Genomic DNA, 23758 nt, shown 5'->3' with positions numbered 1-23758 from the left:
TGCTCAAGGCACGAAGTGAGTTACCGTGGGCTGCGATGATAACATTCTTGCCATCTAATAATTTAGGAGCAATTTCGTCTTCCCATAGTGGCATAACTTGTTTTATATATCATAAAACATCTATTTTTTTACTTCTGTACATCCATCAATATGTTTTTCATCATTATGTTTAATTCTAAAATAATACTGATATGGTGCAACTCCCTTATTTAAAAAATCATTTAGTCCAAACAATTCCAACGTAACTCTACAATTTGGGTTACTACAATATAACTTTTCATCTGGTAAAATAAGAACATCTTTTAATAAAGTGAATACCTCATAAGCGGTTATGTTTTGGCTAATCTTTGGAAAATATGCTTTTTTGTCATTACTGGTTTCTCCTAAAATAGTATTTATTAATTAAATCAACTTGTATTAGCATCTATTAACTAGTAACCCCCCTTCCCAATTTATTGCACTTAAATTGATTTCATACACAATAATAATGCATCAAAAATTATTAATTAACTTGAAGTTATCAGGTATCATTAAATCGACAGATAAAGTGTGTTTAAATAAACAAAATTCAAATAATAAAGGTTTCTAACCATTGCACAAAATTGCAAATAACGATTATTATGATTACATATTTATAGACTTTAAGGACTATCTAAGTTTTCATTAGTCTATCTATCGTCTTTGGTAACAATTGCTATTACATACTTAAAATTACAAAACCAATAAAACTACTGATCAAACCTCCCCTGTTTTCGTCTCATTTGCATACTCACTATTTATTAAAAACTATATATTTTGGCATAAATGTTAGATATTACCCAAAATAAAAACAGCCCTTAGACCTAATGGTCATGGGCTGTTTCACGTTCTACTTTTTTATCTAAGAATCTCAATGTCAGATTTTGAATGTCCTGACATCTCTTAACAACTCTTTTCTTTAAGTTTAAAATTCATGTTTTACATACTGCTTTAGTTTATCAAACTAACAGCGGTGTTTTAAGGTTAGCAGTTAACTTGCTTATCATTTAAGTTGTTTTCCAAACATCATCTGGACATATCACTTAAATATCCCCTATACCATTGAGTAAAATAGTTCATTTTTTATGCTTTGGGATTTTAGATCGCCCATAAACCGGATGGCCATGCTCTCTTAAGATCACTTTTAAGTGAAAGATTTGAGGAAAAATTACATAATAACTCCTAGAAACCAGATATAATATCAACGTTAATATGATCGATGTTGCCACTATAATTAACCCAGAATTAGGAATCTTTTTATTGAAAATTAAAAATTCAGCATACAAAAGTAATCCTGCCGTCCCCGCTACAATAATCACAAATAAGAGATAGAACAAGTATTGAAAAAATTTACTACGCGTTTTATAAATTACCCGATATTCATTAGTGGTTTTTACAAAGGTGGGAAATATAAAGCCACTGTGTAATTGTGAATCTAAGCCAATGAACGGTGTCATCTCGTTTAAATCAGCAGCAGCGTGATACCCCAAAACTCGGCAAACCCCGTAATTAAAGTTTCTTAATAATAAATACACTATCAAAGCAGTAAATATCGGTATCGCCACGGAATTTTTTACATAATACGAATTTCCATAAGCGTCAAAAACGGCTAGTGTAATGAGCGAATTACCTAATTGCAAAAATAGCCATAGTATAAATACCAGCCCCCGTAAAAAATAGCGCTCCTTTTTCTTTTTTCTCTTCCCCATTTACTTCTCCCCAAATTAATAAACAAATATTGAATCCCAATATAAAATACTATTTAACTTAAAATTATTTATTAAAGTTAGACCTAAGTCAATATTGGGATCATATTTATGATGAATTTCACTTTAATTTTTATTGCTAAACAAAAAAATCCGCTCAAATAATTTTCATTATTAAAACGAATTTCACAATTAGTTATTAAGTTTAATGAAAGACCATGCCGCCATCAACCGTAATCGTTTGGCCAGTGATGTAATCAGAATCTGGGCCTGCTAAAAATGCTACTACAGCAGAAACATCTTCGGGTTTAGAAACTCGACCTAAAGTGATATCTTTGGCAAAAGTTTGCATTCCCCATTCATCACTTTCACCAGCGTTTTTACCAACTTCATGCGCAATATCTTCCATCATTGGAGTGATTACAATTCCAGGGGCGAAAGCATTAACCGTAATGTTATCGGCTGCCAATTCTTTAGCAGTAGTTTGGGTAATTCCTCGAATTGCGAATTTGGTAGATCCGTAAACAGTTAAGTTAGGATTACCAACTTCCCCTGCTTGAGAAGTAGCATTAATAATTTTACCACCGTGACCAAGCTTCTTCATGGCAGCGTGAGCAGCTTGAGTTCCCCAAATAACCCCGCCAGTATTAATCATAGTGACGTTTTGTAATTGTTCAGGAGTAACTTCATAAATTGGGGTAGTAGGAGCAACACCAGCATTGTTAACAATTACGTTTAAATCGCCTAGCTCGTTAACAGTCTTATCAACTACTGAAAAAACTTCGTCCCTATTAGCTACGTCGGCAACCAACGAAATAGCGTGGCCACCAGCTTGATTAATTTCGTTCGCTACTCGATCAGTTTTTTCTGCGTGGCGTCCTACTAATGCTACCGCAAAACCGTCCTTAGCTAATCTTTTAGCAATGCTTTCGCCGATTCCTTGGCCTGCTCCAGTTACTAAGGCTACTTTACTTGTCATGATTATCTCTCTTCTTTTGTGATTTATATAACAATTGATATTGTAGCACTTTTTAATTAGAATTGCCGTAACTATTTCCCCAAAAACGTATTTAGATAAGATACAACGCTATTTAACATTGAAATTAGAACCACTTATTAAAAATAGCAATTAATAAATGAAGCTCAATTGTGAATAAGTTATAATAATAAAACAAAAAATTCAACTAAATAAAAAAGAATTCCTTAAAAGGAATTCTTTTTTATTTAGTTGAATCTCGTTTCATCAATCCGTAAGGAAGTAAAACGTTCTTTTCATTAACTTCTTCATTGTTCATTAATTTAGTAAGCAACCGCATCGCAACAGCACCAATATCATAAAGTGGTTGAGTAATGGATGACATCTTTGGCCGAACAATTTCAGCAATTTTAGTGTCATTAGAAGTAATCACTTCAAATTCAGAAGGTACTTTTACCCCTGCATCGGTCATTCCGTTCATAATTCCAGCAGCTAATTCATCATCTGAAACCATGGCGGCCGTAACACCCATAGAACTCAAAGCAGGTTGTAATAGCATTCCCGATTTGTATGAATTATCAGTTTCAAAAACTAACTTTTCATCATAAGGAATACCAGCACTCTTCAATGCTTCTTTGTAGCCTTTCAAGCGATACTTACTGTTAATTGCTTGGGATAATGGACCACAAACAAAGGCAATTTTTTTATTACCACGGTCGATCAAGTTTTTTACTTCTTCTTGTACGGCAGCAGTGTAGTCGATGTTAACGCTTGGATTAACGTTTTCCTCATCAATTGAGCCAGCCAATACAATTGGAGTTTTAGTCCGTCGGAATTCTTCTCTTAATTCAGGAGTAATTTCATTACCCATGAAAATAATTCCATCAACCTGTTTAGTTAATAGCGTATTTAACACTTGAACTTCACGATCACCATTAGAATCGGAGTTAGCTAAAATAATGTTATATTTATACATAGCAGCTACGTCATCAATTCCGCGAGCTAATGAAGCAAAGAACATATTGGTCATATCAGGGATAATAACCCCCACCGTAGTAGTTTTCTTACTTGCTAAACCACGGGCAACAGCATTAGGTCGATAGTCTAGTCGATCAATTACCTCTAACACTTTTTTTCTTGTTGCTGGTTTTACATTGGTGTTTCCATTAACTACCCGAGAAACCGTCGCCATTGAGACGTTGGCTTCACGAGCAACATCGTAAATTGTAATTGTCTGTTTTTCCATCGTGACAGCCCTTTCTTACTAGATTTTATCTGTTTTCATTAATTTTCAAAGCACTATCAAATATACCAAAATTAGTTCCCAATAGCAAATTGAAAACGTTTTCAAAACTAATGATAAACTATTCGTTTCCTTTTTTCAAGTGAAACGTGTCTTTAACTATGCTATACTTACCTAAAATTCAGAATTAAGGAGCGGTTACAATGAATAAAATTGAACAGATTCAAAATTGGATTGCTGAAAATCAAGGCGACTTTGCCTTACTTAGTGACCCTAAAACAATTCAATACCTAACTGGGTTCTACAGTGATCCAATAGAACGGGTTTTAATGTTAGCTATTTTTAAAGATGCTGAACCATTCATCTTTGCACCAGCATTAGAAGTAGAAGCTATCAAAGATACTGGTTGGAACCATCCCGTTTATGGTTACTTAGATCATGAAAATCCTTGGAAAATGATTGCTGATCGGGTTCAAGCCCTATTGGTTGATCAAAAAACGGTTGCTATTGAAAAGTCTAACTTACCAGTTGAACGGCTAGAAGCATTGCAACGAGTTTTCCCAGCAACAAACTTCGCCTTAAACCTTACTCCTGAAATTGAAAAAATGAGATTGATTAAATCAGCTGATGAAATTGAAAAGTTAAACGTTGCTGGTAAATGGGCTGATTTCGCCTTCTCTAAAGGGTTTGAAGCTGCCAAAATTGGTACCAGTGAACAACAAGTGGCAGCAGATCTTGAGTACGCCCTAAAGGGTGAAGGAATCATGGAAATGAGCTTTGATACCTTAATCCAAGCCGGTGCTCACGCTGCTGAACCTCATGGAGCTACTGGTCCTACTAAAATTGAAAATAACCAATTAGTATTATTTGATCTAGGCACCGTTTGGGAAGGTTACATTAGTGATGCTTCTAGAACCGTTGCTGTTGGCAAACCTGATCAAAAGTCTATGGATATTTATAATGTCTGCCTAGAAGCTCAATTAACTGCTCAAGCTGCAGCCAAACCAGGTATGATGGCTTCTGAACTTGATAAAATTGCCCGTGACGTCATTACTAAGGCTGGCTACGGTGAATACTTTATCCACCGCTTAGGTCATGGTATGGGTATGAGTGAACATGAATTCCCATCTATTATGGAAGGTAATGATATGCTTTTGCGTCCCGGTATGTGTTTCTCTATCGAACCAGGCATCTACATTCCTGGTGTTGCTGGCGTTCGTATCGAAGATTGTGTTCATATTACTGAAACTGGTGCGGAACCATTTACCCATACTACTAAAGAACTTCAATATGTAGATTAATTAAAAACAAAAAGACCACCGTTTTAAACGGTGGTCTTTTTATTTACAGCTAATCTTTCTTAGCTTCTTTTGTTTTAGGTTCTTCTGTTTTAGCTTCTTTTGGAGTTACTTCTGATTCTTTAGGTAGATCTTTGTGTTGATTTTTTAAGGCTTCGTCTGCAGTCATGACAATATCATCTTGAGCTTCTTCGTCCTTTAAATCATCAACGCCTCCGGCAATTTCTGAACGAAGTCGTTCTTGAGCTTCATGAAACTGCGTAGCCTTTTCATTGATTTCAGAACTAACTTCTTCACCAACGTTAGGAGTAGTATTTTGAGCTTGCCAATCTTTAATTTGACTCTTGGTTTGGTCCATTTGATCTTTAACTACTTCTTTTAAATCTTCTACAGCATCGCTAGCATAAAATGCATAATCTACTGCTCGATCTTTTAATTCTGCAGCTTTATCCATTGCATCTTGTTGAAGTTGTTGTTTCTTTTGAGCATCTAATTTTTGGTATGCTGCATACAAACCTGCTCCAACTGCTGCAATAAATAAACTACCCGCTAATTTCTTTTTCATAATCTTCGGCCTCCAAAATAAGTTTAAAGTTCTTTACTTCGTTTTGCTTGACGATGATTTTGGTACATGCCCCAAGCTGTCTTACCAACTTTGGTGGCAACTCCAGCCTTCGCACCGGTTTTACCGGAATCTTTGACTTTTTGAGTTAAATTTTGTGTGGCAGCATTTAAATCAGAAACACTCTGACCTAAGTCAGCAGCGGCCTGAAATACTGGCGTTACAATATTGACCTTATCGTTTACATCCTTAATAAATGTATTAGACGTTGCCATAATTTGCTCAGTCTGCTTGGAAATTACATCAACATCACTAGTAATTGAATTGATGGACTTGTTAACCTCAGACATAGTTTTACTGATTTTCATCAAAAACATTCCGATGAATAAAACCAATACTAAAAATGCTACTGCGGCAATGATCGCTGCTACTTGACCACCTGTCATTGCACACCCTCCTTTAATTGTAGTTCAATACCAGAATAGCATTGAACCCCTGCTTTGACAATGAAATTGTTCTTTAGTGAACTTTGAATCTCACAACGTCTTTGCTAAAATAAGAGAAGATAAATGCAGGAGGCCCAATAAGTGGTAAATCAAAAATTAGGTTCAACAATTAATTGGCACAAATACTTTCAATACTTTGAATTGGATAAGATTTTAGCCAATTTAACCCAGTCCATTATTTGGATAATTTTCTTTTCAATATTATTTATCGTTATTCGTAAAATTGGTCGCGGCTTAATTAACCATTTTTTCAAACGTTACCGGTCCAAATACGCAGGCAACTTCGTTGAAAAACGAATTTCAACGTTTCATTCGCTGTCCCTAAACGTTTTTATGTATTCTCTTTGGTTCTTTTGGATTTATTCTATTCTGTCGGTAATCGGGATTCCCGTGGGTACCTTAGTTGCCAGTGCCGGAATTTTTAGTTTAGCAATTGGATTAGGTGCTCAGGGATTTGTTAGCGACCTAGTCAGCGGCTTTTTCATTATCTTAGAAAAACAGGTAGAAGTGGGTGAATACGTCCAGATTGGAACAATTAAGGGTACAGTAGCGGCAGTAGGGCTACGTACAACCCAGATTGTATCAGATGATGGAACTCTAAACTTTATCCCTAACCGCTCTATTACCACCATCTCTAACATGTCTCGTAATAATATGGTGGCAATGATCCAAATTGCCATTTTACCAGAAACCCCTATCCAACAAGCATTAGAAATTATCGCTCAGGTTAATAATAAAAAAATTTCTGAATATGACGAAATTATTGGTGCCCCTAATATTTTAGGGACCGTTACTTTGCCTACTGGTAAATTAGTTCTTCAAGTAAATATCACTACTAAAAACGGTACTCAAGGAAAAATTTCTCATGACTTCTTAGGATTTTACTTGGAGGCTCTTCAACAAAATAATATTTCTCTTCCTAATCAAAGCTACCCAGAACATTAAAAAGCCAACTTCGATTGAAGTTGGCTTTTATTTAGATCACCACATGATTAGGCTCAGCATGGTAATACTTATCATAATTATGGGTTAAAAAGTTGATTTCCTTTAAAATTTCTCGTCTGGTAATAATACCCATAAAAACGTCATCTTCATCAATATATGGTAAAAAGTTTTCATCAACTAAGTATCTTAAGATTACTTCTAAGTTCTCCCGTTCATAAATTGCATGAACATCGGTTTGCATCACATCTTTAACCAGGATATTTTCTAACCGATGACCATCGATCCCATCGTTATTAAGCATTTGATCAGTAATCATGGCTAACGAAATTAAGCCTTTAAAGTGATTATCGTTATCTAAAACTGGAATCTTTGAGTACTTAATTTTAGTTAGTACTAAAAAAACATGTTGTAAATTATTATTTTCATTAACGGTTGCAACCCTTTCAGCAGGAATTACAATGTCTCGATCACTATGGTTCATGACGTCTTCAATTGATGGTTCAATCATTTAATCGTCTCCTTCATTAAAATGGCATTCTAGTTCTGGAATTAGGTTAAAATTACGATCGTAGAATTGAATTGTGACCCTATTACTTTGAGCTTCAACGATCGCATAGGTGCCACCAATAAATGCATACTTACCTCGCGGTTGAGAAATACTCCCCGGATTAACAAAAATTCGACCGCGATTTTCTTCGGCTCCTAATTGGTGGGAATGCCCAAAAAACACTAAATTTGCGTTTTCTTGCTGGGCCAATAATTCTAGTTTAAGTAGTCCACCGTTTACTCCAAAACGGTGACCATGTGTTATTAAAATAGTTTGATTATCAATTATTTTCTTTTGAATGAGTGAAAAGTTAGCTAAATCCATGTTACCTTGTACCATAATTAATTGGTCCAACAATGGATCTGTCGATTGCATTTCAGAATCCCCACAGTGAATCACTGCATCTACCTGATTTTGGTAATGATCAAGTAGGTCGGCAACTATTTGCCTATCTCCGTGGCTATCGCTGACTACTAACAATTTCATGGCTATCGCACCTCATTAATTTCCTTCATTACTGTTAATTATACTTGAATTCAAAATCTTTCGCACCTTCATTATCAATCATTTTGGATTAGTGATCAACTAGCAAGCACCTTCTCTTAAAAGTATTGTATAATGTTTTATAACATAAGCGATGGAGATAAAAAATGGATAGCCAAACATATAAGCAATTTTTAAATGATGACCAACTTAATTCATTATTAGGTCAAGAATTAATCAGAGACGACCTCCTTCCTGAAATTTTAGGAACTGAGATTCATCAATTATCATACTGGGCTGGTAAACGGTTAGCCCGTAAATACCAGTTAACCGACTTGGATGCTATCTCAATTTTCTTTTTACAGTTTAATCTAGGGAACTTAAAGTTAACTAAACAAACCGCCCACGAAATTAATTGGACATTAACCGGCGATATCGTTACTAAAAGAATTGATTCCGTTTCTGATGTAGACTTTTTCTTAGAAGCCGGCATCATTTCTCATAACGTAACCGAAATTTTACAAACTCCTGCAGAATCAGAGGTAGTAAAAATAAATAAAGGCAAAGGCATCGTTAACATTGAAACTGAGATCGGTGATACTAAAAATTATCAGCCTAGTGAGAGCACCAATTTTGAACTAATGAACCCCACTAGTAACTCAAAAGAAAAATAGGGACAATATCCTTTACGGATATTATCCCTATTTTTTTATTAACTTAATCAGTGTACTGATCCAAGATTTTCTTTAATTGAGCTTTGTCATGGTAGCCAACAATTGTGTCAACCACTTGACCGTCTTTTTTCACCATCAAAGTGGGAATACTCATGATCCCGAAACTAGAAGCAGTTTCCGGATTTTCATCAACATCCATTTTAGTGAATTTAACGTCACTCATTTCTTCTGATAATTCTTCAACGACTGGTGATTGCATCCGACAAGGGCCACACCAAGTTGCCCAAAAATCAGTTAAGGTTACACCCTTTGCTGTATCATCAACAAAAGTTTTATCTGTAGTTTCAATAACCATTGGTAAGCCTCCTTGAAAGTATAATTACTTACTTAATAATAGTAGTTTACATCCTTTTGAGAAAAAAGCAACTATTACGTTTTGCTTTACTTGAATTTTACCACGGTTGATCCATCTCCGCCCGCATTAGGTGCTGAATAGCCAAAGTTTTTGACCTGCGGGTGACTACTTAGATAATCATTAACTCCTTGACGCAAGGCTCCAGTTCCTTTTCCGTGGATAATGGTTACCGTTGGATATCCGGAAACTAAGGCTGCATCAATATATTGGTCTAGGCTGTGCATGGCCTCTTCGTAACGTTGTCCTCGTAAGTCTAAAGTAGGTGAAGTGCCAGCAGATTTAGTTCGAGCTACTCTAGGTCGAGCAGCTTTTTTAGGTTTAGGGGCACTCCCCTTTTCTAGATCGCTTTCATCTAACTTCATTTTTAGAATTCCAATTTGAACTTCCCAAGAATGATCACCCATTTTTCGAACTAAAGTACCTGGTTGACCATAAGACTTAACCAGTACTTCGTCTCCTTCATGAAAATCATGCTTAGCTTTTTCTTTTTGAAGAACCTTATTTTTCTTTAGTTGTGGAGCAACTTCTAATGAATTCAAGGCCCCTTTAGCATCCATTAACTCATTTTCTTTTACTGGACTATTCGCTACCTGTTGTTGCTTAATTCTCAAATCGGCAATAATGGCATCGGCTTTTTCTTTAGCTGCTGCAACAACTTGATTAGCATTTTCACGCGCTTTTTCAGCTAGCTGTGCTTTATTAGATTGGTATTTATCATAAGCCGTCGTTAAATCTTGATGAAGTTTAGTAGCGTCTGCTAGTTCAACCTGTAGCTCGTCAGCTTCTTGCCGAGCTTTTTTAGTTTGTTCAGTTAATTCATCAATCATCGTATTAATATCTTGACTATCAGAATCAGTCAAACTACGGGCGTTAGCAACTACTTGTTTATCCAAGCCTAATTTTTCAACAATACTTAACGCATTACTTTGACCTGGAATACCAATCAAAAACCGATAAGTGGGCTGTAAGCGATCAAAATCAAATTCCATAGATGCATTGACGGTATGGGTACGATTATAAGCAAAAGCTTTTAATTCTGGGTAGTGGGTAGTAGTTACTAATTCACTACCAATTTCTAACACTTTATCTATGATTGCCATTGCTAGTGCCGCTCCTTCTTTAGGATCAGTTCCGGCTCCCAACTCATCTAGTAAAATCAAACTGCGATCAGTAGCTTGCTTCAAAATGTTAATTACGTTATCCATGTGAGAAGAAAAAGTACTTAAGCTGGCTTCAATAGATTGATCATCACCAATATCAGCAAAAATATCATCAAAAATACCAATTTGACTGTGTTCTAGTGCTGGGATAAACATTCCAGATTGCCCCATTAATTGTAAAAGTCCTAGGGTTTTCATCATAATTGTTTTCCCACCAGTATTAGGCCCGGTAACGATAATGGCTCGGTAGTCACTACCAATTACGATATCATTAGCCACTACTGAATTAGAATCAATAAGTGGATGTCTAGCTTGTCTTAAATTTACAGAGTTCTCAACTGACAGCGAAGGTTCTGTACTGTGTGTTTGATGGGCTAACTTGGCTTTAGCGTTAATAAAATCAAGTTGGCCAATCACATTACCATTTTCCTTCATTTCGGTACGAATAGGCCGAATAAGTTCCGTTAATTCTGCTAAAATACGGCGTTCTTCAACTCGTTCCGCTAATTGATCACGCCTCAACTGGTTATTTTTTTCAACTACGTTATTTGGTTCTACATACAGTGTCTGACCAGAGGCACTTTGATCATGAATAATACCACCAAAACTTTGCTTAAATTCCGCCTTAATTGGCAAAACAAACCGATCATCTCGGATGGTAATAATTGGTTCACTTAGATATTTAGAGCTAGCGCCTTTAATAAAATGGTTCATAATGCCACGAATTTCAGCTTGGGTACGGGTAATCTGAGTTCGAATACTACGTAATTCCCTAGAAGCGCCATCCAAGATTCGACCATCTTCTGCAATAGAACTAATTAATTGCTGAGTTACTTCTGGTTGTAAACTCAATTGTTCTACAAATTGATCTAGTGTCCGTAACTCTACCTCATTAGTTTTTAAGCTTTCAAAAAAATTATACACGGTTTGAGTGGTACGCAATAGTTTAGTAACTGCTGCTAATTCTGTTCCACTTAACGAAGCATCTTCAATATTTAAACGTTTAATGATATTAGAAATATCATCAAGTTTAGGAATAGGAATTTCTCCTTCCAACCGCATAATAGTAGCGCCATCAGCACTTTGGTCTAACCAATTAGCGACTACCTTTGCATCAGAACTAGGTAGTAATTTCTTAACTGTCCGTTGTCCTTGAGCAGTATTCAAAAACGGAATTAGTTGTTCTTTAATTTTTTGATACTCTAAAGTATCTAATACCTTAGAATTCATATTCGAATGTCACCTCCATAATTTTGCCATAAATCAAAAATCTGATTGGAAATAATAGGAGTTTTAGTCAAAATCCATTGAGCTACTTCAGAATTTTCAACGCTGGTTTGCCAACTAGTAATTGGAATGTCGTGAGTAATAAAAACCACCACAAAAATAATTAAATAGGTAAGCAAGAAACTAGCCAATCCTCCTAAAGCACCATTTAAAGGCCCGATAATAGGTAATGATTTAATCGGCATCAATGTTCGCTTAATAATTCTAAAAATTGTCCAAATGCTAGCAAAAATACCAAAGAAAATTACATTTTTCAGGCCAAAGATAATAAATGGACTGAGATCGGTATTGGTATTGAGCCAATCCTGAATTAATAAATTAATGGGACGAGCGATTAACAAGCCACCAAATATAGAAAGGCCATAACCTATTAAGTTAATAATTTCATGGACAAATCCGCGCCGAATTCCACTTAGAATGGAAATTAACAGAATAATTATAATAACAATATTTAGTACCAAATTAGTTATTTTTCTCCTTGTCGCCCTAATGCAGAGTTAGTTTCCATGTCTAATTGTTTAGAAATGGCGTTAAATGCTAGTAAAATTGCTCGATCTTTATCCGTAATTTGGGGAGCAGCTTCTTTTAGTTCCGCTAATTGTTCATTTAAGAGATCCGAAACAGCTTGCATATGTTCTTGAGTACCAGCTCCCACTAAAATATATGTTTTGCCATCAATTTCCGTTTTAAATCGGCGTTTATTATCAGCCATTATTTTTCCTCCTATGAATGAAAAAGGACTGAGCCAACCCAATGAGTTAGTTCAATCCTAATCAACTAATTAAATTTGGTGTTATTCTTTTGGTTGATCGGCTGCTTCGTCATCTTCACCATTTAAGAATGTGTTTAGAACTGATTCGATCATATCCCATTCTTCGTCAGTTTCAATAGGTAACAATTCGCCACCTTGTGGATCACTTGGGTTGTCACCAGCTGGTAAAGCAAATGCCATAATTTCAACTTCTTCATCTTCGCCTTTACCAGTTGGGTAAACCAAAATGTATGAGCGATCATAATCTTCAGATTGGAAAGTGAATAAAACATCGTATAATGTTTCGTCACCGTTTTCGTCTGCAATGGTAATTTGTTGTTGAATTTCTTCAGCCATAATAAATTCCTCACTATTTCTGTGTTAGTTTACCTTTTCGATCCAAATAATTTTGAAGGATCAAGCCAGCTGCTACTTTATCAATTACTTTTTTTCTTTTTTTTCTAGAAACATCGGCTTTTTCCACCAACATTCGTTCAGCTTCAACCGTTGTGAGCCGCTCATCTTCAAAATCTACTGGTAAATTAAACAGTTGAGTTAATTTGTCAGCATACTTTTGTGACGCTTCAGCTCTAGGTCCTAAGCTGTTGTTCATATTTTTGGGTAGTCCGACCACAAAGCCCTGAACTCCGTACTGTTCAACTAGTTCTGTTACTCGGTCTAACCCAAACTCTTGATTTTCTTCGTCGATCGGAATTATTTCTATTCCCTGAGAAGTCCAACCAAAAGCATCACTCATTGCCACGCCCACGGTTTTGGATCCGACATCAAGTCCCATTAATTTCATTAATTAACCTTTCTGATCGTCATTGGGCTGATTATCCATATAAAATCTTACTAGTTCTTCGATGATTTCATCTCTTTCGTGCCGTCGAATCAGATTACGAGCATCCTGGTTACGAGGAATATAAGCAGGGTCTCCTGAAATCAAATACCCTACGATTTGGTTGTATGGATTGTATCCCTTTTCCTCTAGGGCTCGAAAAACTGTCAATAACGTATCTCGAACATCTTTGGGTTGATCAGCGCCAAAGTCAAAAAACATCGTTTTATCTAGTGAACTCATACCCTCACCCCTCAACATAAGTTGTATGGTCTAATTCTAACTGAAAATAACTTAAACTACAATCATCAAGCAATCCTGTAATCGTTATTTAATACTAGCAAGCCAATCTTCAGCTGCTTTCATGGCATCTGCTAATCCAGCTGGTTTTTTACCACCGGCTTGGGCCATGTTTGGTCGACCACCGCCACCACCATTGATTTGTGGTGAAATAGCTTTAATTAAATCAACAGCCTTTAAGCCTGCCTTAACCGTATCATCACTCATAGCAACAATTAAGTTAGCCTTGTCGTCTTTACCGGTTCCTAATACTAAAATGTCTGACAGAGCTTTAGTCCTCCAAGTATCTGCCAATTGACGTAACTGATCCATTCCGGCATCCTTAATGATTCCGGTAATCAAAGTATGGCCATTAATCGTTTGTTGGTTACTAAAGACATCTGCTGCTTGCTGACTAGCCATTTTAGCTTCTAAACTTTCATTTTTTTGCTTCAGCGTTTTAATTTCTTCTAACTGTTGATCTACCCGGTTAGGCAAATCTTTAATTTGGCTAACTTTTAACTTGTTAGCAATTAGTTGTAAATCATTATGAGAACGATTCAAAGCTTCATAAGCTTCCGCTGAAGTAACGGCTTCAATTCTTCGTACCCCGGCTCCAACTCCTGATTCCGAAATAATCTTGAATAAGCCAATTTCATTAGTGTTTTTAACGTGAGTACCACCACAGAACTCAATTGAGAAATCCCCAACTTTAACTACTCGAACCACATCACCATATTTTTCACTGAATAAAGCAATGGCACCCATTTCCTTACCAGTCTTAGGATCGGTTTCTACCGTGGTAACTTCTAATTCGTTAAAAATTTGTTCATTAACTAATGCTTCTACCTTAGCTAAATCTTCATCAGTCACTTGGCCAAAATGGTTAAAATCAAAACGCAAGTAGTTAGGTTCCACCAATGATCCAGCTTGTTGTGTATGATCCCCTAAGACATTTCTTAATGATTGGTCTAACAAATGAGTTGCAGTATGGTTTTTTTCAATCTTGCTATGCCGATGTTGATCAACCGTTAAAATATACTCATCATCAGTAGTCAAGGTTTTCACTACTTCCACGGTATGCAAATTTTGGCCATTGGGCGCGTGTTGGACGTCAACCACCTTAGCTGCTAATTCACCATCTGCAGTTAACACTTCACCATTATCAGCTACTTGACCACCCATTTCAGCAAAGAATGGCGTTTGGTCAAACATTAATTCGGCAGTCGTACCTGGTGCTACGCTAGCAACCCGTTGTTCATCAGCAATAGCTACGATTAATTTAGCTCCAGTTACCGTTAACCGATCATAACCAACGTATTCACTGGCATCTTTAATTTCTAGTAACAGGTCTCGTTGGACACCCATAGATTTGGCTCCACTCCGAGCATTCCGGGCTCTGTCCCGTTGCTGTTGCATTTCATTAGCAAAACCTTCTTGATCAACTGTGATTCCAGCTTCAGCAGCTGCTTCACTAGTTAATTCTAAAGGAAAACCATAAGTATCATAAAGCTTGAATGCAGCAGCCCCATTAATCTGGTCATTATTATTTTCATGAGCATCTGCTAAAACAGTTTCCAATAATTTAAGACCATCAGTAAGGGTAGCATTAAACCGTTCTTCTTCTGATTTAACGACTGACGCAATGTATTCACTTTGCTTTAAAACTTCTGGATAGTATGATTGCAAAATTTCTCCAACCACCGGAACCATCTTATACAAGAAAGCATCTTCAATTCCCAATTGGTGGCCTTTGACGATGGCCCGCCGGATTAACCGTCGAATAACATAGCCTCGTCCTTCATTAGATGGAAGAGCGCCATCGCCAATCGCTACAGTGATAGCTCTAGCGTGATCTGCAATTACCCGAAAACTAACGTCGTCTTCAGCAACTTTACCATAATGACGGTCTGCGCTGAGTTGTTCCGTTGCTTTAATAATTGGTAGAAATAGATCAGTTTCAAAATTGGTTTTTGCATTTTGGAAAATGGAAACTACTCGTTCTAGTCCCATCCCTGTATCAATATTTTTGCGAGGAAGTGGTTCATAAGTGCCCTCAGGAGTATGGTTGAATTGAGAAAAGACAATATTCCAAACTTCCAAGTAACGGTCATTTTCACCACCAGGATAATTTTCTGGGTCGTCTTCACTAACGTTATTAAATTCTTGGCCTCGATCATAAAAAATTTCAGAATCTGGTCCAGATGGTCCCTGACCAATATCCCAAAAGTTATCTTCAGCCTCAATCAAATGATCTGGAGCAATACCCGCTTGCAACCAAATTTCCTTAGCTTCGGTATCCTTAGGGTATACCGTGACAAACAAGCGGTCCTTGTCCCAGCCAAACCACTTGGGTGAGGTTAACAATTCATATGCCCAAGGAATGGCTTCCTTCTTAAAGTAATCTCCAACTGAAAAGTTACCTAACATTTCAAATAATGTTTGGTGACGAGGAGTCTTTCCAACATTTTCAATATCGTTAGTTCTAATACTTTTTTGAGAACTGGTCATTCGTGGGTTAGCCGGCACAACACTACCATCAAAGTATTTTTTCATAGTAGCAACTCCAGAGTTAATCCACAGCAAGGTAGGATCATCCACTGGGATTAGCGATGCACTAGGCTCTACCGCGTGGCCCTTTTCTTGAAAAAAGTCTAAAAACATTTGCCGCACTTGGCTACTGCTTAATTCCTTCATCGAAACTCTCCACTTCCTTTAAATAAAAAAGCCGGTCATTGCTTCCCGGCACTTTAATTTAATCTTTTTAGTAATCTAATCTGACAAAATTTAACACTAAAATTATACTTTTTAGCAGAAAAACTGTCAATTTGCTGAAGCCTATTTATAACGAGTTGAGCTTTGCTTCTTATGCTTCCGTTGAGCTCTGGCTTCTTCACGTTTCTTAATTCGACGGTCCATTTCGTCTTTTCGTTGGATCGACATTTTAATTTGTCGTTTATAACCTGGTTTAATCTTTTTCTTTTTCTTTTTAACTAATCCAATCATAGTTGGATCTAATTTTTCGTTTTTCTTCCGGTGCGTCTTTCGCCGATTGCGATCGTAAGAATCAACGACTTCATGGTTTCTAATATCTTTAGGATCAAATTTAATCCCCATAGCTTCTAATTCTGCTAACCGCTTTTCCTTGCCTGGTTCGTATAAGGTAATGGAAATTCCCTTCATATTCTTTCGACCAGTTCTACCAACTCGATGAACAAAGAATTCAAGGTCTTCAGGAATATCATCATTAATAACGTGGGAAACGCCATCGATATCGATTCCTCGAGCTGCTAAATCAGTAGCCACTACGTATTGAAATTCAAGGTTCTTTACCCGCTTCATAATTCGTTTACGTTCCCGAGGCTTAATATCCCCATGAATCATAGCCACGTCTAAACCTTGTTGCTTTAGGAATTGACCAATTTCTTTAACCCGTTCTTTGGTATTAGCAAATACCAATGCCAAGTATGGTTCACCCATTGTCAATAATTCATAAATCATTTGATTCTTATCCCGACCCTTAGTCGAAATTAACCAGTTTGAAACGTTAGGGTTAATAACGGTTGCTACCGGAATTTCTTCAATTAATGGGTTAGTTAAGTATTTTCGTAAAAATACTCGTAATTGTTGTGGAATAGTTGCTGAGAATACTAATGTTTGGACTTTTTTACCAAATCGCGTAGCAATTTTGTCAATCAAGTCCATAAAGCCCATGTCCATCGTCATATCAGCTTCATCAATTACTAATTGCTGAGCTTCGTGAATATCTAAGGCTTCACTTTCAATTAAATCCCAAATTCTTCCCGGAGTTCCAATAACTAACTGCGGTTGTTCTCTGTGTAGTTTTTCAATTTGTCGTTTCTTGTCGGTTCCACCAACAAAAGTTCCAATCAAAATATCTTCATCTACAAATCCACGTAGTTGTTTAGCCGCTTCAGCAATTTGATATGCTAATTCACGACTAGGAGTAGTAATCACTGCCTGCACAGCCTTTTTTTGACTATCTAGTTGGTTAAAAATTGGCAGTAAAAAGGTGTGTGTTTTTCCACTACCGGTGGCAGATTGGCCTACCACGTCTCTACCGGCTAAAACTTCAGGAATCAATCTTTCCTGAACCGGAGTTGGGGTTTGAAAATTAATGTCAGCTACCGCTTCAAGCAATGCTGGCTTTAAATTAAAATCGTTAAAACTTGTCATAAATTCTCCTGTTATCTGGTTGCGTGGTATTCATCTACCACTTTATCTAGGTTGGCGAGAAATTCAGGAATTCCTTGCGCATCCGCTAACACAGCTCCACTGGCTAAGGGATGACCGCCACCACCATATTGTTTGGCTAGTTCATTAATTGCTGGACCTTTAGAGCGAAGTCGAATCCGATAATCTCCTTCTTTTTGTTCTACTAATATAGCCCAGGAAGTAACTTCTTTTAAATTACCAGGAAGTGGCACAATTGAAGAAGTGCTTTCATCCCCTAGGTTAAATGGTTCTAATGCCGCATTAGTTAAAATTAAATGCGCAGCACCATTATCATTAATTACCAAGTTATCGTAAGTGTACGCTGCTAAATGTGCTAATGGTAAGTTAATCTCATCTTCATGTTGATTAATTGCACTAGCATCAAAATCATATTCCGTTAACTTAGCAGTAATCGCAAAAGTTTTAGGGGTGGTAGCCGGATACTTAAAACGACCCGTATCACCAACAATTCCAGCATATAACAATCTGGCAGCGTTAGAAGTCATTAATAATTGTTCTTTAAGTTGGAAACAAAAATCACCAATCAATTCTGACGTACTTGATGCCAATTCATCCACCCACATTAGATCGCCAAATTGATCGTCATTAGGATGGTGATCAATTTTAATTAACATTTTGCCGTTCAAATAACGATCATCATCAACCCGCGGCTGATTAGCGGTATCCACAACAATTACTAATGCATCTTGATACACATCGTCATCAATTTCGTCAGTAACCCCTAACCAGTCAAAGCTAGCATATTGTTTACCAACCGTATAGATTTTTTTAGCCGGAAAACTAGTTTTTAAAATTTCGGCTAATCCCATTTGAGACCCTACCGCATCTGGATCTGGTCGTTTATGGCGGTGAATAATAATGGTATCAAAACGTTGAATTGCATTTAATATTTGTTCTTGGATTGTCATTTTTTCGCTCCGTCCCAGTTTTCTTAAACACTTAAGTATAACGAATAACCAGTCAAAATTCAAAAGCTAATCGCTTAAAACAAGTTTAACGCTAAATTTTCATAATTTAAATCATCTAACCCGGTTAAAGTAATTCCTAGCAATCTAACTCCAGCTTCCACTGGCGGCAAATTAGTTAGTAGTTCACTTGTAATTTCTAAATAATTATCAACGTTGTTCTCAATATAATCTAAAAAAGTTGCTCGTTTAGTAACTGTTTGAAAATCTTGATAGCGCACCTTTAGCACCAATGTTTTACCATGTTTATGTTGTTTAGCTACGTCCTTGATTACCTTAGCAGCAATCAGCCGTAACTGAGTATTGACTACTACTTCAGAATCTAACACCGGTCCAAAAGTTCGTTCCCGACCAATCGATTTACGAACTCGACTAGCTTCCACCGGCCGCTCATCAATTCCGCGAGCTCGTCGGTAAAGGGAATATCCAAATTTACCAAAATGTTTCATTAAATCTAGTTCTGACAGTTTTAATAAATCTGAGCCGTCGTTAATCCCCAACTCTTTCATTTTGGGAACCGTTTTTTTACCGACTCCCCGAAATTTTTCAATTGGTAGCTGTGCTAAAAAAGCTGGCGCATCCTCAACAGAAACAATAGTAAATCCTGCTGGTTTAGTATAGTCAGAGGCTTCTTTGGCCAAAAATTTATTATAAGAAATACCAATTGAACAAGTCAGTCGAGTTACTTGTTTAATTTTTTGTTGAATTTCTCGGCCAATTTGAACGGGATCGGTCATTCCCAATTTATTGTTGGTAACATCAAGATAGGCTTCGTCTAAGGCGTACGATTCAATCGTATCGGTATAATGGTGAAATATGTTATGAATTTGTTGAGAAACTGCTCGATATAATTGAAAACCAGAAAAACGAAAAATAGCTTTCGGACATAGTTTCAGAGCTTCGCTAGAGCTCATCGCTGAATGAACTCCATACCTTCTAGCAATATAATTAGCGGTAGAGACAACCCCGCGGCCACCAGTTTTACGAGGATCTTTCGCCACTACTAATGGTTTTCCTTTCAAGCTGGGATCTTCTCTTTCTTCAATCGAGGCATAAAAAGCGTCCATATCAACGTGAATAATCCAGCGGTTGTTCATTCAGTCCACCTCCGAACGTATGTTTTTTTCAAGTGGGTAAAAAAAGAGCTGTTATCAGCTCTTTATTTTGCTTCAGAATCTGAATCTTTAGTATCAGTTTCTGAAGTTTCAGTTGATGGTTCTTTTGGTTCTGCTGGTTGTTCAGTAGTACTAGTTTCTTTAGTACTTGAAGCAACTGCTCGTTCTTTAACTTGAGCAATCGCATTTAGATCGAAAGTCAAGAAAATGCCGTCACAATCCAAGGTAACTGTTTTTTCAGCTTCGTTAATTTCGTCGATCACACCATGTAATCTACCGATAGTAACGACGTTATCTCCAACTGCTAACTTAGATAATTGTTCACGACGCTTTTTTTCTTGTTTTTGTTGTGGTCTAATCATTAAGAAGTACATCAAAACGAAAAGAACCACGATCATCAAAATAGAATAAGTAGAACCCACTATATCTCACCCGCACTTTCTTTATAAAATAACTTTAACAAACTCTTGTACAATCGTCCAGTATTTAAAAGTTCTTTGCATTAGGCAAATTATAGCCATATTGCTCAAAAACTTCTTCTCTTAATTCTAGTAAGTTGTCATCCATAATAGCTTGGCGAACTCGTTTCATTAAGTTAAGCAAGTAATACAAGTTATGATAACTAGCTAGTCGCATTCCAAAAGCTTCGTCAGTCTTCATTAAATGGCGAATGTAAGCCCGAGTATAGTTACGACAAGTGTAACAGTTGCACTGATCATCCAATGGCGTGAAGTCGCGTGCATACTTAGCATTTTTCACTACCAAACGGCCATGAGAAGTCATTACCGTTCCGTTACGAGCAATTCTAGTTGGTAGTACACAATCAAACATGTCTACCCCGCGAATAACTCCATCAATCAGTGAATCGGTAGTCCCCACGCCCATCAAGTAACGAGGTTTATTGGTTGGCAACAACGGGGTCGTAAATTCGAGCACTCGGTTCATTTCTTCCTTGGATTCTCCAACTGAGAGTCCCCCAATTGAATATCCTGGAAAATCTAAACTAACTAAATCAGCGGCTGATTGCTTTCGCAAATCTTCAAAGCCGGCCCCTTGAACAATGCCAAATAAGGCTTGCCAATCAGGATTTTGATGTGCTTTTAATCCTCGTTCTGCCCACCGTGAAGTTCGTTCTACAGAATGTTTTACGTAGTCGTAACTTTCAAAATATGGTGGACACTCATCAAAGCTCATCATGATATCCGGTCCTAGCGCATTTTCAATTTGAATGGCTTTTTCAGGTGATAAAAACATCTTAGAACCATTAATTTCGTTTTTGAAGGTTACCCCTTCTTCAGTGATGTTTCGGTTGCTAGCTAAAGAAAAAACTTGAAAACCACCTGAATCAGTCAAAATACCTTTATCCCAATTCATAAACTTGTGTAGTCCGCCAGCTTGTTCAACAATATCTTCGCCTGGCCGTAACCACAGGTGATAAGTGTTGGCTAAAATAATTCCCGCACCCATTTCATCCAGTTCTTCGGGGGCCAAAGTTTTAACAGTAGCCTGCGTCCCCACTGGCATAAACATTGGGGTTGGAAAAGTTCCGTGAGGGGTAATAATTTCTCCTAAACGAGCGCCAGTGTGTTTTTCGGTTTTAATTAAGCGATACTTAATCGCTGGTTCCATATATGAATCCTCCGTTACTATTGAAACTAATAGATATACATCGCATCGCCAAAACTAAAGAAACGATATTTTTCTTCAATGGCGTGTTGGTAAGCGTTCAAGATATTATCCCGACCAGTAAAGGAAGCTACTAACATTACTAATGTGGACTTAGGCAAGTGGAAGTTGGTAATAAAGGCATTAACGACTTTCCAATCATAGCCTGGTTTAATGAAAATATCGGTCCACCCAGAATCAGCCTTAATTGCTCCATCGAATTTAGAGCCAATAGTTTCAAGGGTTCTAATAGAAGTAGTCCCAGTAGCCACGATCCGCCCACCGTTTTGTCGTACTTCATTTAAAGTATCTGCAGCATCTTCAGATAATCGATAGAACTCGCTATGCATCTTGTGATCTTCGATGTTATCTTCGTCGACTGGTCGAAAAGTCCCTAAACCGACATGAAGGGTCAAATAAACTAGTTTGATCCCTTTTGCTTGCACTTTGGATAATAATTCTGGAGTCCAATGAAGTCCAGCTGTAGGCGCAGCAGCAGATCCCATTTCTTTAGCATAAACGGTTTGGTAACGATCCGGATCATCTAGTTTTTCCTTAATATAAGGTGGAAGTGGGGTTTCGCCTAGTCGTTCTAGAATCTCAATAAAAATACCATTGTATTCAAATTTAATTTCACGACCACCATGGTCTAATTCCTTAGTTACTACTGCCTTTAACTGCCCATCACCAAAACTAACAACAGTCCCTACCTTAAGCTTCTTAGCTGGTTTCATTAAGGTTTCCCAACTATCACCTTCAATATTGTGCAGTAATAGTACTTCTACGTGTGCTCCAGTGTCTTCTTTAACCCCGTAGATTCGAGCGGGCATCACTTTAGAGTCGTTCATTACCAGGGCATCGCCAGGATTTAAATAATCGATAATATCATAAAAATGCTTATCAGTAAGTTCACCAGTTTCGTGGTTCATCACCAATAATCTAGAAGTGTCTCGTTTTTCAATTGGAGTTTGAGCAATTAATTCTTTAGGCAAATCGTAATCAAAATCTGCCAATGTGTATTTTTCTGTCACGGTTGATCATCCCTTCGTTTATTTTTGTTTGGGGGTGTAACCCAAGTGTAAGTAAGCTTTATCCGTAACCATTCGACCGCGTGCAGTACGCTTTAGCATGCCAATTTGTAGTAAATATGGTTCATACATTTCCGCAATCGTATCCGTCTCTTCACCAATATTAGCCGCCAACGTATTTAACCCAACCGGCCCACCGTTATAAAAATCAATCATGGTTTTTAACAGTTTGATATCGGTATCATCGAGGCCTAGATCGTCTACTTTTAACAAATGTAATGCATATTGCACAATTTCTAAATCGATTTCTGATTTAGAAGCAACCTGTGCAAAATCTCTAATTCGTTTTAATAGGCGGTTAGCTACTCGCGGAGTCCCGCGCGATCGCAAGCCCACTTCATGAGCTCCTTCATCACTAATTTCCGCCTGGAAAATACCAGCTGTGCGACGTACAATTTGTTCTAATTCGCTTACCGTGTAGTAGTTCATATGTTCCACGATACCAAATCGATCCCGTAACGGTGCCGACAGCATCCCTGCTTGGGTAGTCGCTCCAATTAATGTAAACGGCGGCAACGGAAAATGAACCGGATGAGCCGTTGGTCCTTGACCGATCACAATATCGACAAAGAAATCTTCCATAGCGGAATACAACATTTCTTCTACGATTTTAGGTAAGCGGTGAATTTCATCAATAAATAAAACATCACCCGGTTTTAATTCATTTAATAAAGATAATAAGTCTCCTGGCTTATCAATGGCAGGCCCACTAGTGGTTCTGATGTTAACTTGGAGTTCATTAGCAATCACCATCGCTAAGGTAGTTTTTCCTAGTCCCGGTGGACCATACAACAACACATGATCCAGGGCTTCTTCTCGTTGTTTAGCCGCTTGAATATAAACCTGAAGTTCGTTTTTAATATCTGACTGTCCAATATATTGATCTAATAACTGGGGTCTGATTGAACGTTCAATATTTTCTTCATTGTCGTCTAAATTATTGGCCGCAATAATCCGGTCATCATTTTCCGTCAATT

General features: G+C 37.3%; 25 protein-coding genes and 1 pseudogene. 3 read left to right on the top strand and 23 right to left on the bottom strand.

Going from position 1 to position 23758, the window contains the following annotated elements; genetic code table 11:
• The 4 genes and pseudogenes from gpmA to ccpA all read right to left on the bottom strand — a co-directional run.
• Positions 1 to 106, bottom strand: a pseudogene (gene gpmA / locus OXT66_RS07310) (2,3-diphosphoglycerate-dependent phosphoglycerate mutase); the annotation flags it as partial.
• 988 nt (positions 107 to 1094) lie between these two features.
• Positions 1095 to 1727: a hypothetical protein gene (locus OXT66_RS07305; RefSeq protein WP_268596707.1), complete on the bottom strand. Its 633-nt coding sequence runs from the start codon at positions 1725 to 1727 to the stop codon at positions 1095 to 1097.
• A 202-nt stretch (positions 1728 to 1929) separates the two neighbouring features.
• On the bottom strand, positions 1930 to 2703 hold the full coding sequence (locus OXT66_RS07300) for a (S)-acetoin forming diacetyl reductase (protein ID WP_268596706.1): 774 nt from the start codon (positions 2701 to 2703) through the stop codon (positions 1930 to 1932).
• Between the two features lie 241 nt (positions 2704 to 2944).
• Positions 2945 to 3946: a catabolite control protein A gene (gene ccpA / locus OXT66_RS07295; RefSeq protein ID WP_268596705.1), complete on the bottom strand. Its 1002-nt coding sequence runs from the start codon at positions 3944 to 3946 to the stop codon at positions 2945 to 2947.
• Between the two features lie 200 nt (positions 3947 to 4146).
• On the opposite strand from ccpA, the gene OXT66_RS07290 reads away from it, so the two are divergent.
• On the top strand, positions 4147 to 5244 hold the full coding sequence (locus OXT66_RS07290; protein WP_268596704.1) for a M24 family metallopeptidase: 1098 nt from the start codon (positions 4147 to 4149) through the stop codon (positions 5242 to 5244).
• Positions 5245 to 5293: 49 nt separating this feature from the next.
• On the opposite strand, the gene OXT66_RS07285 is transcribed toward OXT66_RS07290, so the two are convergent.
• Both OXT66_RS07285 and OXT66_RS07280 read right to left on the bottom strand, forming a co-directional pair.
• Positions 5294 to 5806, bottom strand: coding sequence for a YtxH domain-containing protein (locus OXT66_RS07285; protein WP_268596703.1), 513 nt, complete (start codon positions 5804 to 5806; stop codon positions 5294 to 5296).
• A 23-nt stretch (positions 5807 to 5829) separates the two neighbouring features.
• Positions 5830 to 6249 (bottom strand): DUF948 domain-containing protein, encoded by a 420-nt coding sequence (locus OXT66_RS07280; RefSeq protein WP_268596702.1) that lies wholly within the window; start codon positions 6247 to 6249, stop codon positions 5830 to 5832.
• A 141-nt stretch (positions 6250 to 6390) separates the two neighbouring features.
• On the opposite strand from OXT66_RS07280, the gene OXT66_RS07275 reads away from it, so the two are divergent.
• On the top strand, positions 6391 to 7254 hold the full coding sequence (locus tag OXT66_RS07275; RefSeq protein WP_268596701.1) for a mechanosensitive ion channel family protein: 864 nt from the start codon (positions 6391 to 6393) through the stop codon (positions 7252 to 7254).
• 31 nt (positions 7255 to 7285) lie between these two features.
• On the opposite strand, the gene cbpB is transcribed toward OXT66_RS07275, so the two are convergent.
• A complete protein-coding gene (cbpB, locus tag OXT66_RS07270; RefSeq protein WP_268596700.1) occupies positions 7286 to 7762 on the bottom strand; it encodes a cyclic-di-AMP-binding protein CbpB in 477 nt (158 codons plus the stop codon).
• Positions 7763 to 8287: a metallophosphoesterase gene (locus OXT66_RS07265; protein WP_268596699.1), complete on the bottom strand. Its 525-nt coding sequence runs from the start codon at positions 8285 to 8287 to the stop codon at positions 7763 to 7765.
• Positions 8288 to 8451: 164 nt separating this feature from the next.
• Here OXT66_RS07265 and OXT66_RS07260 point away from each other — a divergent pair, with 164 nt between their 5' ends.
• Positions 8452 to 8958, top strand: coding sequence for a DUF2507 domain-containing protein (locus OXT66_RS07260; protein WP_268596698.1), 507 nt, complete (start codon positions 8452 to 8454; stop codon positions 8956 to 8958).
• 43 nt (positions 8959 to 9001) lie between these two features.
• Here OXT66_RS07260 and trxA read toward each other — a convergent pair whose 3' ends face one another.
• From trxA to ruvB, 15 genes are all read right to left on the bottom strand, one after another.
• The gene (trxA, locus tag OXT66_RS07255; protein WP_268596697.1) at positions 9002 to 9313 is read right to left on the bottom strand and encodes a thioredoxin; all 312 of its coding nucleotides are present in this window, start codon (positions 9311 to 9313) and stop codon (positions 9002 to 9004) included.
• A gap of 86 nt (positions 9314 to 9399) precedes the next feature.
• Positions 9400 to 11763: an endonuclease MutS2 gene (locus OXT66_RS07250; RefSeq protein ID WP_268596696.1), complete on the bottom strand. Its 2364-nt coding sequence runs from the start codon at positions 11761 to 11763 to the stop codon at positions 9400 to 9402.
• Positions 11760 to 12281, bottom strand: a complete 522-nt coding sequence (locus OXT66_RS07245) for a CvpA family protein (protein WP_268596695.1) — start codon at positions 12279 to 12281, stop codon at positions 11760 to 11762. Before OXT66_RS07245 ends, OXT66_RS07250 begins: the two co-directional genes overlap by 4 nt.
• Before the next feature lie 5 nt (positions 12282 to 12286).
• A complete protein-coding gene (gene zapA / locus OXT66_RS07240) occupies positions 12287 to 12532 on the bottom strand; it encodes a cell division protein ZapA (RefSeq protein ID WP_268596694.1) in 246 nt (81 codons plus the stop codon).
• Positions 12533 to 12613: 81 nt separating this feature from the next.
• Complete coding sequence (locus OXT66_RS07235; protein WP_268596693.1) at positions 12614 to 12928, bottom strand: DUF1292 domain-containing protein; 315 nt, start codon at positions 12926 to 12928, stop codon at positions 12614 to 12616.
• A gap of 13 nt (positions 12929 to 12941) precedes the next feature.
• Complete coding sequence (ruvX, locus tag OXT66_RS07230) at positions 12942 to 13376, bottom strand: Holliday junction resolvase RuvX (RefSeq protein WP_268596692.1); 435 nt, start codon at positions 13374 to 13376, stop codon at positions 12942 to 12944.
• A gap of 3 nt (positions 13377 to 13379) precedes the next feature.
• Positions 13380 to 13655, bottom strand: coding sequence for an IreB family regulatory phosphoprotein (locus OXT66_RS07225; protein WP_268596691.1), 276 nt, complete (start codon positions 13653 to 13655; stop codon positions 13380 to 13382).
• Positions 13656 to 13739: 84 nt separating this feature from the next.
• Positions 13740 to 16388, bottom strand: coding sequence for an alanine--tRNA ligase (gene alaS, locus OXT66_RS07220; RefSeq protein WP_268596690.1), 2649 nt, complete (start codon positions 16386 to 16388; stop codon positions 13740 to 13742).
• A gap of 141 nt (positions 16389 to 16529) precedes the next feature.
• Entirely contained in the window at positions 16530 to 17888 is a 1359-nt protein-coding gene (locus OXT66_RS07215; RefSeq protein ID WP_268596689.1) for a DEAD/DEAH box helicase, read from the bottom strand.
• 11 nt (positions 17889 to 17899) lie between these two features.
• Positions 17900 to 18856 carry a DHH family phosphoesterase gene (locus tag OXT66_RS07210; protein WP_268596688.1) on the bottom strand — a complete coding sequence of 319 codons (957 nt, stop codon included), beginning with the start codon at positions 18854 to 18856 and terminating at the stop codon, positions 17900 to 17902.
• 74 nt (positions 18857 to 18930) lie between these two features.
• Positions 18931 to 20010 (bottom strand): DNA polymerase IV, encoded by a 1080-nt coding sequence (dinB, locus tag OXT66_RS07205; RefSeq protein WP_268596687.1) that lies wholly within the window; start codon positions 20008 to 20010, stop codon positions 18931 to 18933.
• Positions 20011 to 20072: 62 nt separating this feature from the next.
• Complete coding sequence (gene yajC / locus OXT66_RS07200) at positions 20073 to 20426, bottom strand: preprotein translocase subunit YajC (RefSeq protein ID WP_419146385.1); 354 nt, start codon at positions 20424 to 20426, stop codon at positions 20073 to 20075.
• 88 nt (positions 20427 to 20514) lie between these two features.
• Positions 20515 to 21657 (bottom strand): tRNA guanosine(34) transglycosylase Tgt, encoded by a 1143-nt coding sequence (tgt, locus tag OXT66_RS07195; RefSeq protein WP_268596685.1) that lies wholly within the window; start codon positions 21655 to 21657, stop codon positions 20515 to 20517.
• Positions 21658 to 21683: 26 nt separating this feature from the next.
• Positions 21684 to 22724 carry a tRNA preQ1(34) S-adenosylmethionine ribosyltransferase-isomerase QueA gene (queA, locus tag OXT66_RS07190; protein WP_268596684.1) on the bottom strand — a complete coding sequence of 347 codons (1041 nt, stop codon included), beginning with the start codon at positions 22722 to 22724 and terminating at the stop codon, positions 21684 to 21686.
• A gap of 18 nt (positions 22725 to 22742) precedes the next feature.
• Entirely contained in the window at positions 22743 to 23756 is a 1014-nt protein-coding gene (ruvB, locus tag OXT66_RS07185; RefSeq protein ID WP_268596717.1) for a Holliday junction branch migration DNA helicase RuvB, read from the bottom strand.
• Positions 23757 to 23758 lie beyond the last annotated feature (2 nt).

Origin of the sequence: Lentilactobacillus senioris, assembly GCF_026798195.1 — a bacterium.
GTDB classification, from domain to species: Bacteria; Bacillota; Bacilli; order Lactobacillales; family Lactobacillaceae; genus Lentilactobacillus; species Lentilactobacillus senioris_A.
This window is presented reverse-complemented; position numbering and strand designations above follow the sequence as displayed.

What these genes read in the sequence shown, in the direction of transcription:
- OXT66_RS07305 (WP_268596707.1), bottom strand. Translation starts at nt 1,727, where the DNA reads ATGGGGAAGAGAAAAAAGAAAAAGGAGCGCTATTTTTTACGGGGGCTG.
- OXT66_RS07300 (WP_268596706.1), bottom strand. Translation starts at nt 2,703, where the DNA reads ATGACAAGTAAAGTAGCCTTAGTAACTGGAGCAGGCCAAGGAATCGGC.
- ccpA (WP_268596705.1), bottom strand. Translation starts at nt 3,946, where the DNA reads ATGGAAAAACAGACAATTACAATTTACGATGTTGCTCGTGAAGCCAAC.
- OXT66_RS07290 (WP_268596704.1), top strand. Translation starts at nt 4,147, where the DNA reads ATGAATAAAATTGAACAGATTCAAAATTGGATTGCTGAAAATCAAGGC.
- OXT66_RS07285 (WP_268596703.1), bottom strand. Translation starts at nt 5,806, where the DNA reads ATGAAAAAGAAATTAGCGGGTAGTTTATTTATTGCAGCAGTTGGAGCA.
- OXT66_RS07280 (WP_268596702.1), bottom strand. Translation starts at nt 6,249, where the DNA reads ATGACAGGTGGTCAAGTAGCAGCGATCATTGCCGCAGTAGCATTTTTA.
- cbpB (WP_268596700.1), bottom strand. Translation starts at nt 7,762, where the DNA reads ATGATTGAACCATCAATTGAAGACGTCATGAACCATAGTGATCGAGAC.
- OXT66_RS07265 (WP_268596699.1), bottom strand. Translation starts at nt 8,287, where the DNA reads ATGAAATTGTTAGTAGTCAGCGATAGCCACGGAGATAGGCAAATAGTT.
- OXT66_RS07260 (WP_268596698.1), top strand. Translation starts at nt 8,452, where the DNA reads ATGGATAGCCAAACATATAAGCAATTTTTAAATGATGACCAACTTAAT.
- trxA (WP_268596697.1), bottom strand. Translation starts at nt 9,313, where the DNA reads ATGGTTATTGAAACTACAGATAAAACTTTTGTTGATGATACAGCAAAG.
- OXT66_RS07250 (WP_268596696.1), bottom strand. Translation starts at nt 11,763, where the DNA reads ATGAATTCTAAGGTATTAGATACTTTAGAGTATCAAAAAATTAAAGAA.
- zapA (WP_268596694.1), bottom strand. Translation starts at nt 12,532, where the DNA reads ATGGCTGATAATAAACGCCGATTTAAAACGGAAATTGATGGCAAAACA.
- OXT66_RS07235 (WP_268596693.1), bottom strand. Translation starts at nt 12,928, where the DNA reads ATGGCTGAAGAAATTCAACAACAAATTACCATTGCAGACGAAAACGGT.
- ruvX (WP_268596692.1), bottom strand. Translation starts at nt 13,376, where the DNA reads ATGAAATTAATGGGACTTGATGTCGGATCCAAAACCGTGGGCGTGGCA.
- OXT66_RS07225 (WP_268596691.1), bottom strand. Translation starts at nt 13,655, where the DNA reads ATGAGTTCACTAGATAAAACGATGTTTTTTGACTTTGGCGCTGATCAA.
- alaS (WP_268596690.1), bottom strand. Translation starts at nt 16,388, where the DNA reads ATGAAGGAATTAAGCAGTAGCCAAGTGCGGCAAATGTTTTTAGACTTT.
- OXT66_RS07215 (WP_268596689.1), bottom strand. Translation starts at nt 17,888, where the DNA reads ATGACAAGTTTTAACGATTTTAATTTAAAGCCAGCATTGCTTGAAGCG.
- OXT66_RS07210 (WP_268596688.1), bottom strand. Translation starts at nt 18,856, where the DNA reads ATGACAATCCAAGAACAAATATTAAATGCAATTCAACGTTTTGATACC.
- dinB (WP_268596687.1), bottom strand. Translation starts at nt 20,010, where the DNA reads ATGAACAACCGCTGGATTATTCACGTTGATATGGACGCTTTTTATGCC.
- yajC (WP_419146385.1), bottom strand. Translation starts at nt 20,426, where the DNA reads ATGATCGTGGTTCTTTTCGTTTTGATGTACTTCTTAATGATTAGACCA.
- tgt (WP_268596685.1), bottom strand. Translation starts at nt 21,657, where the DNA reads ATGGAACCAGCGATTAAGTATCGCTTAATTAAAACCGAAAAACACACT.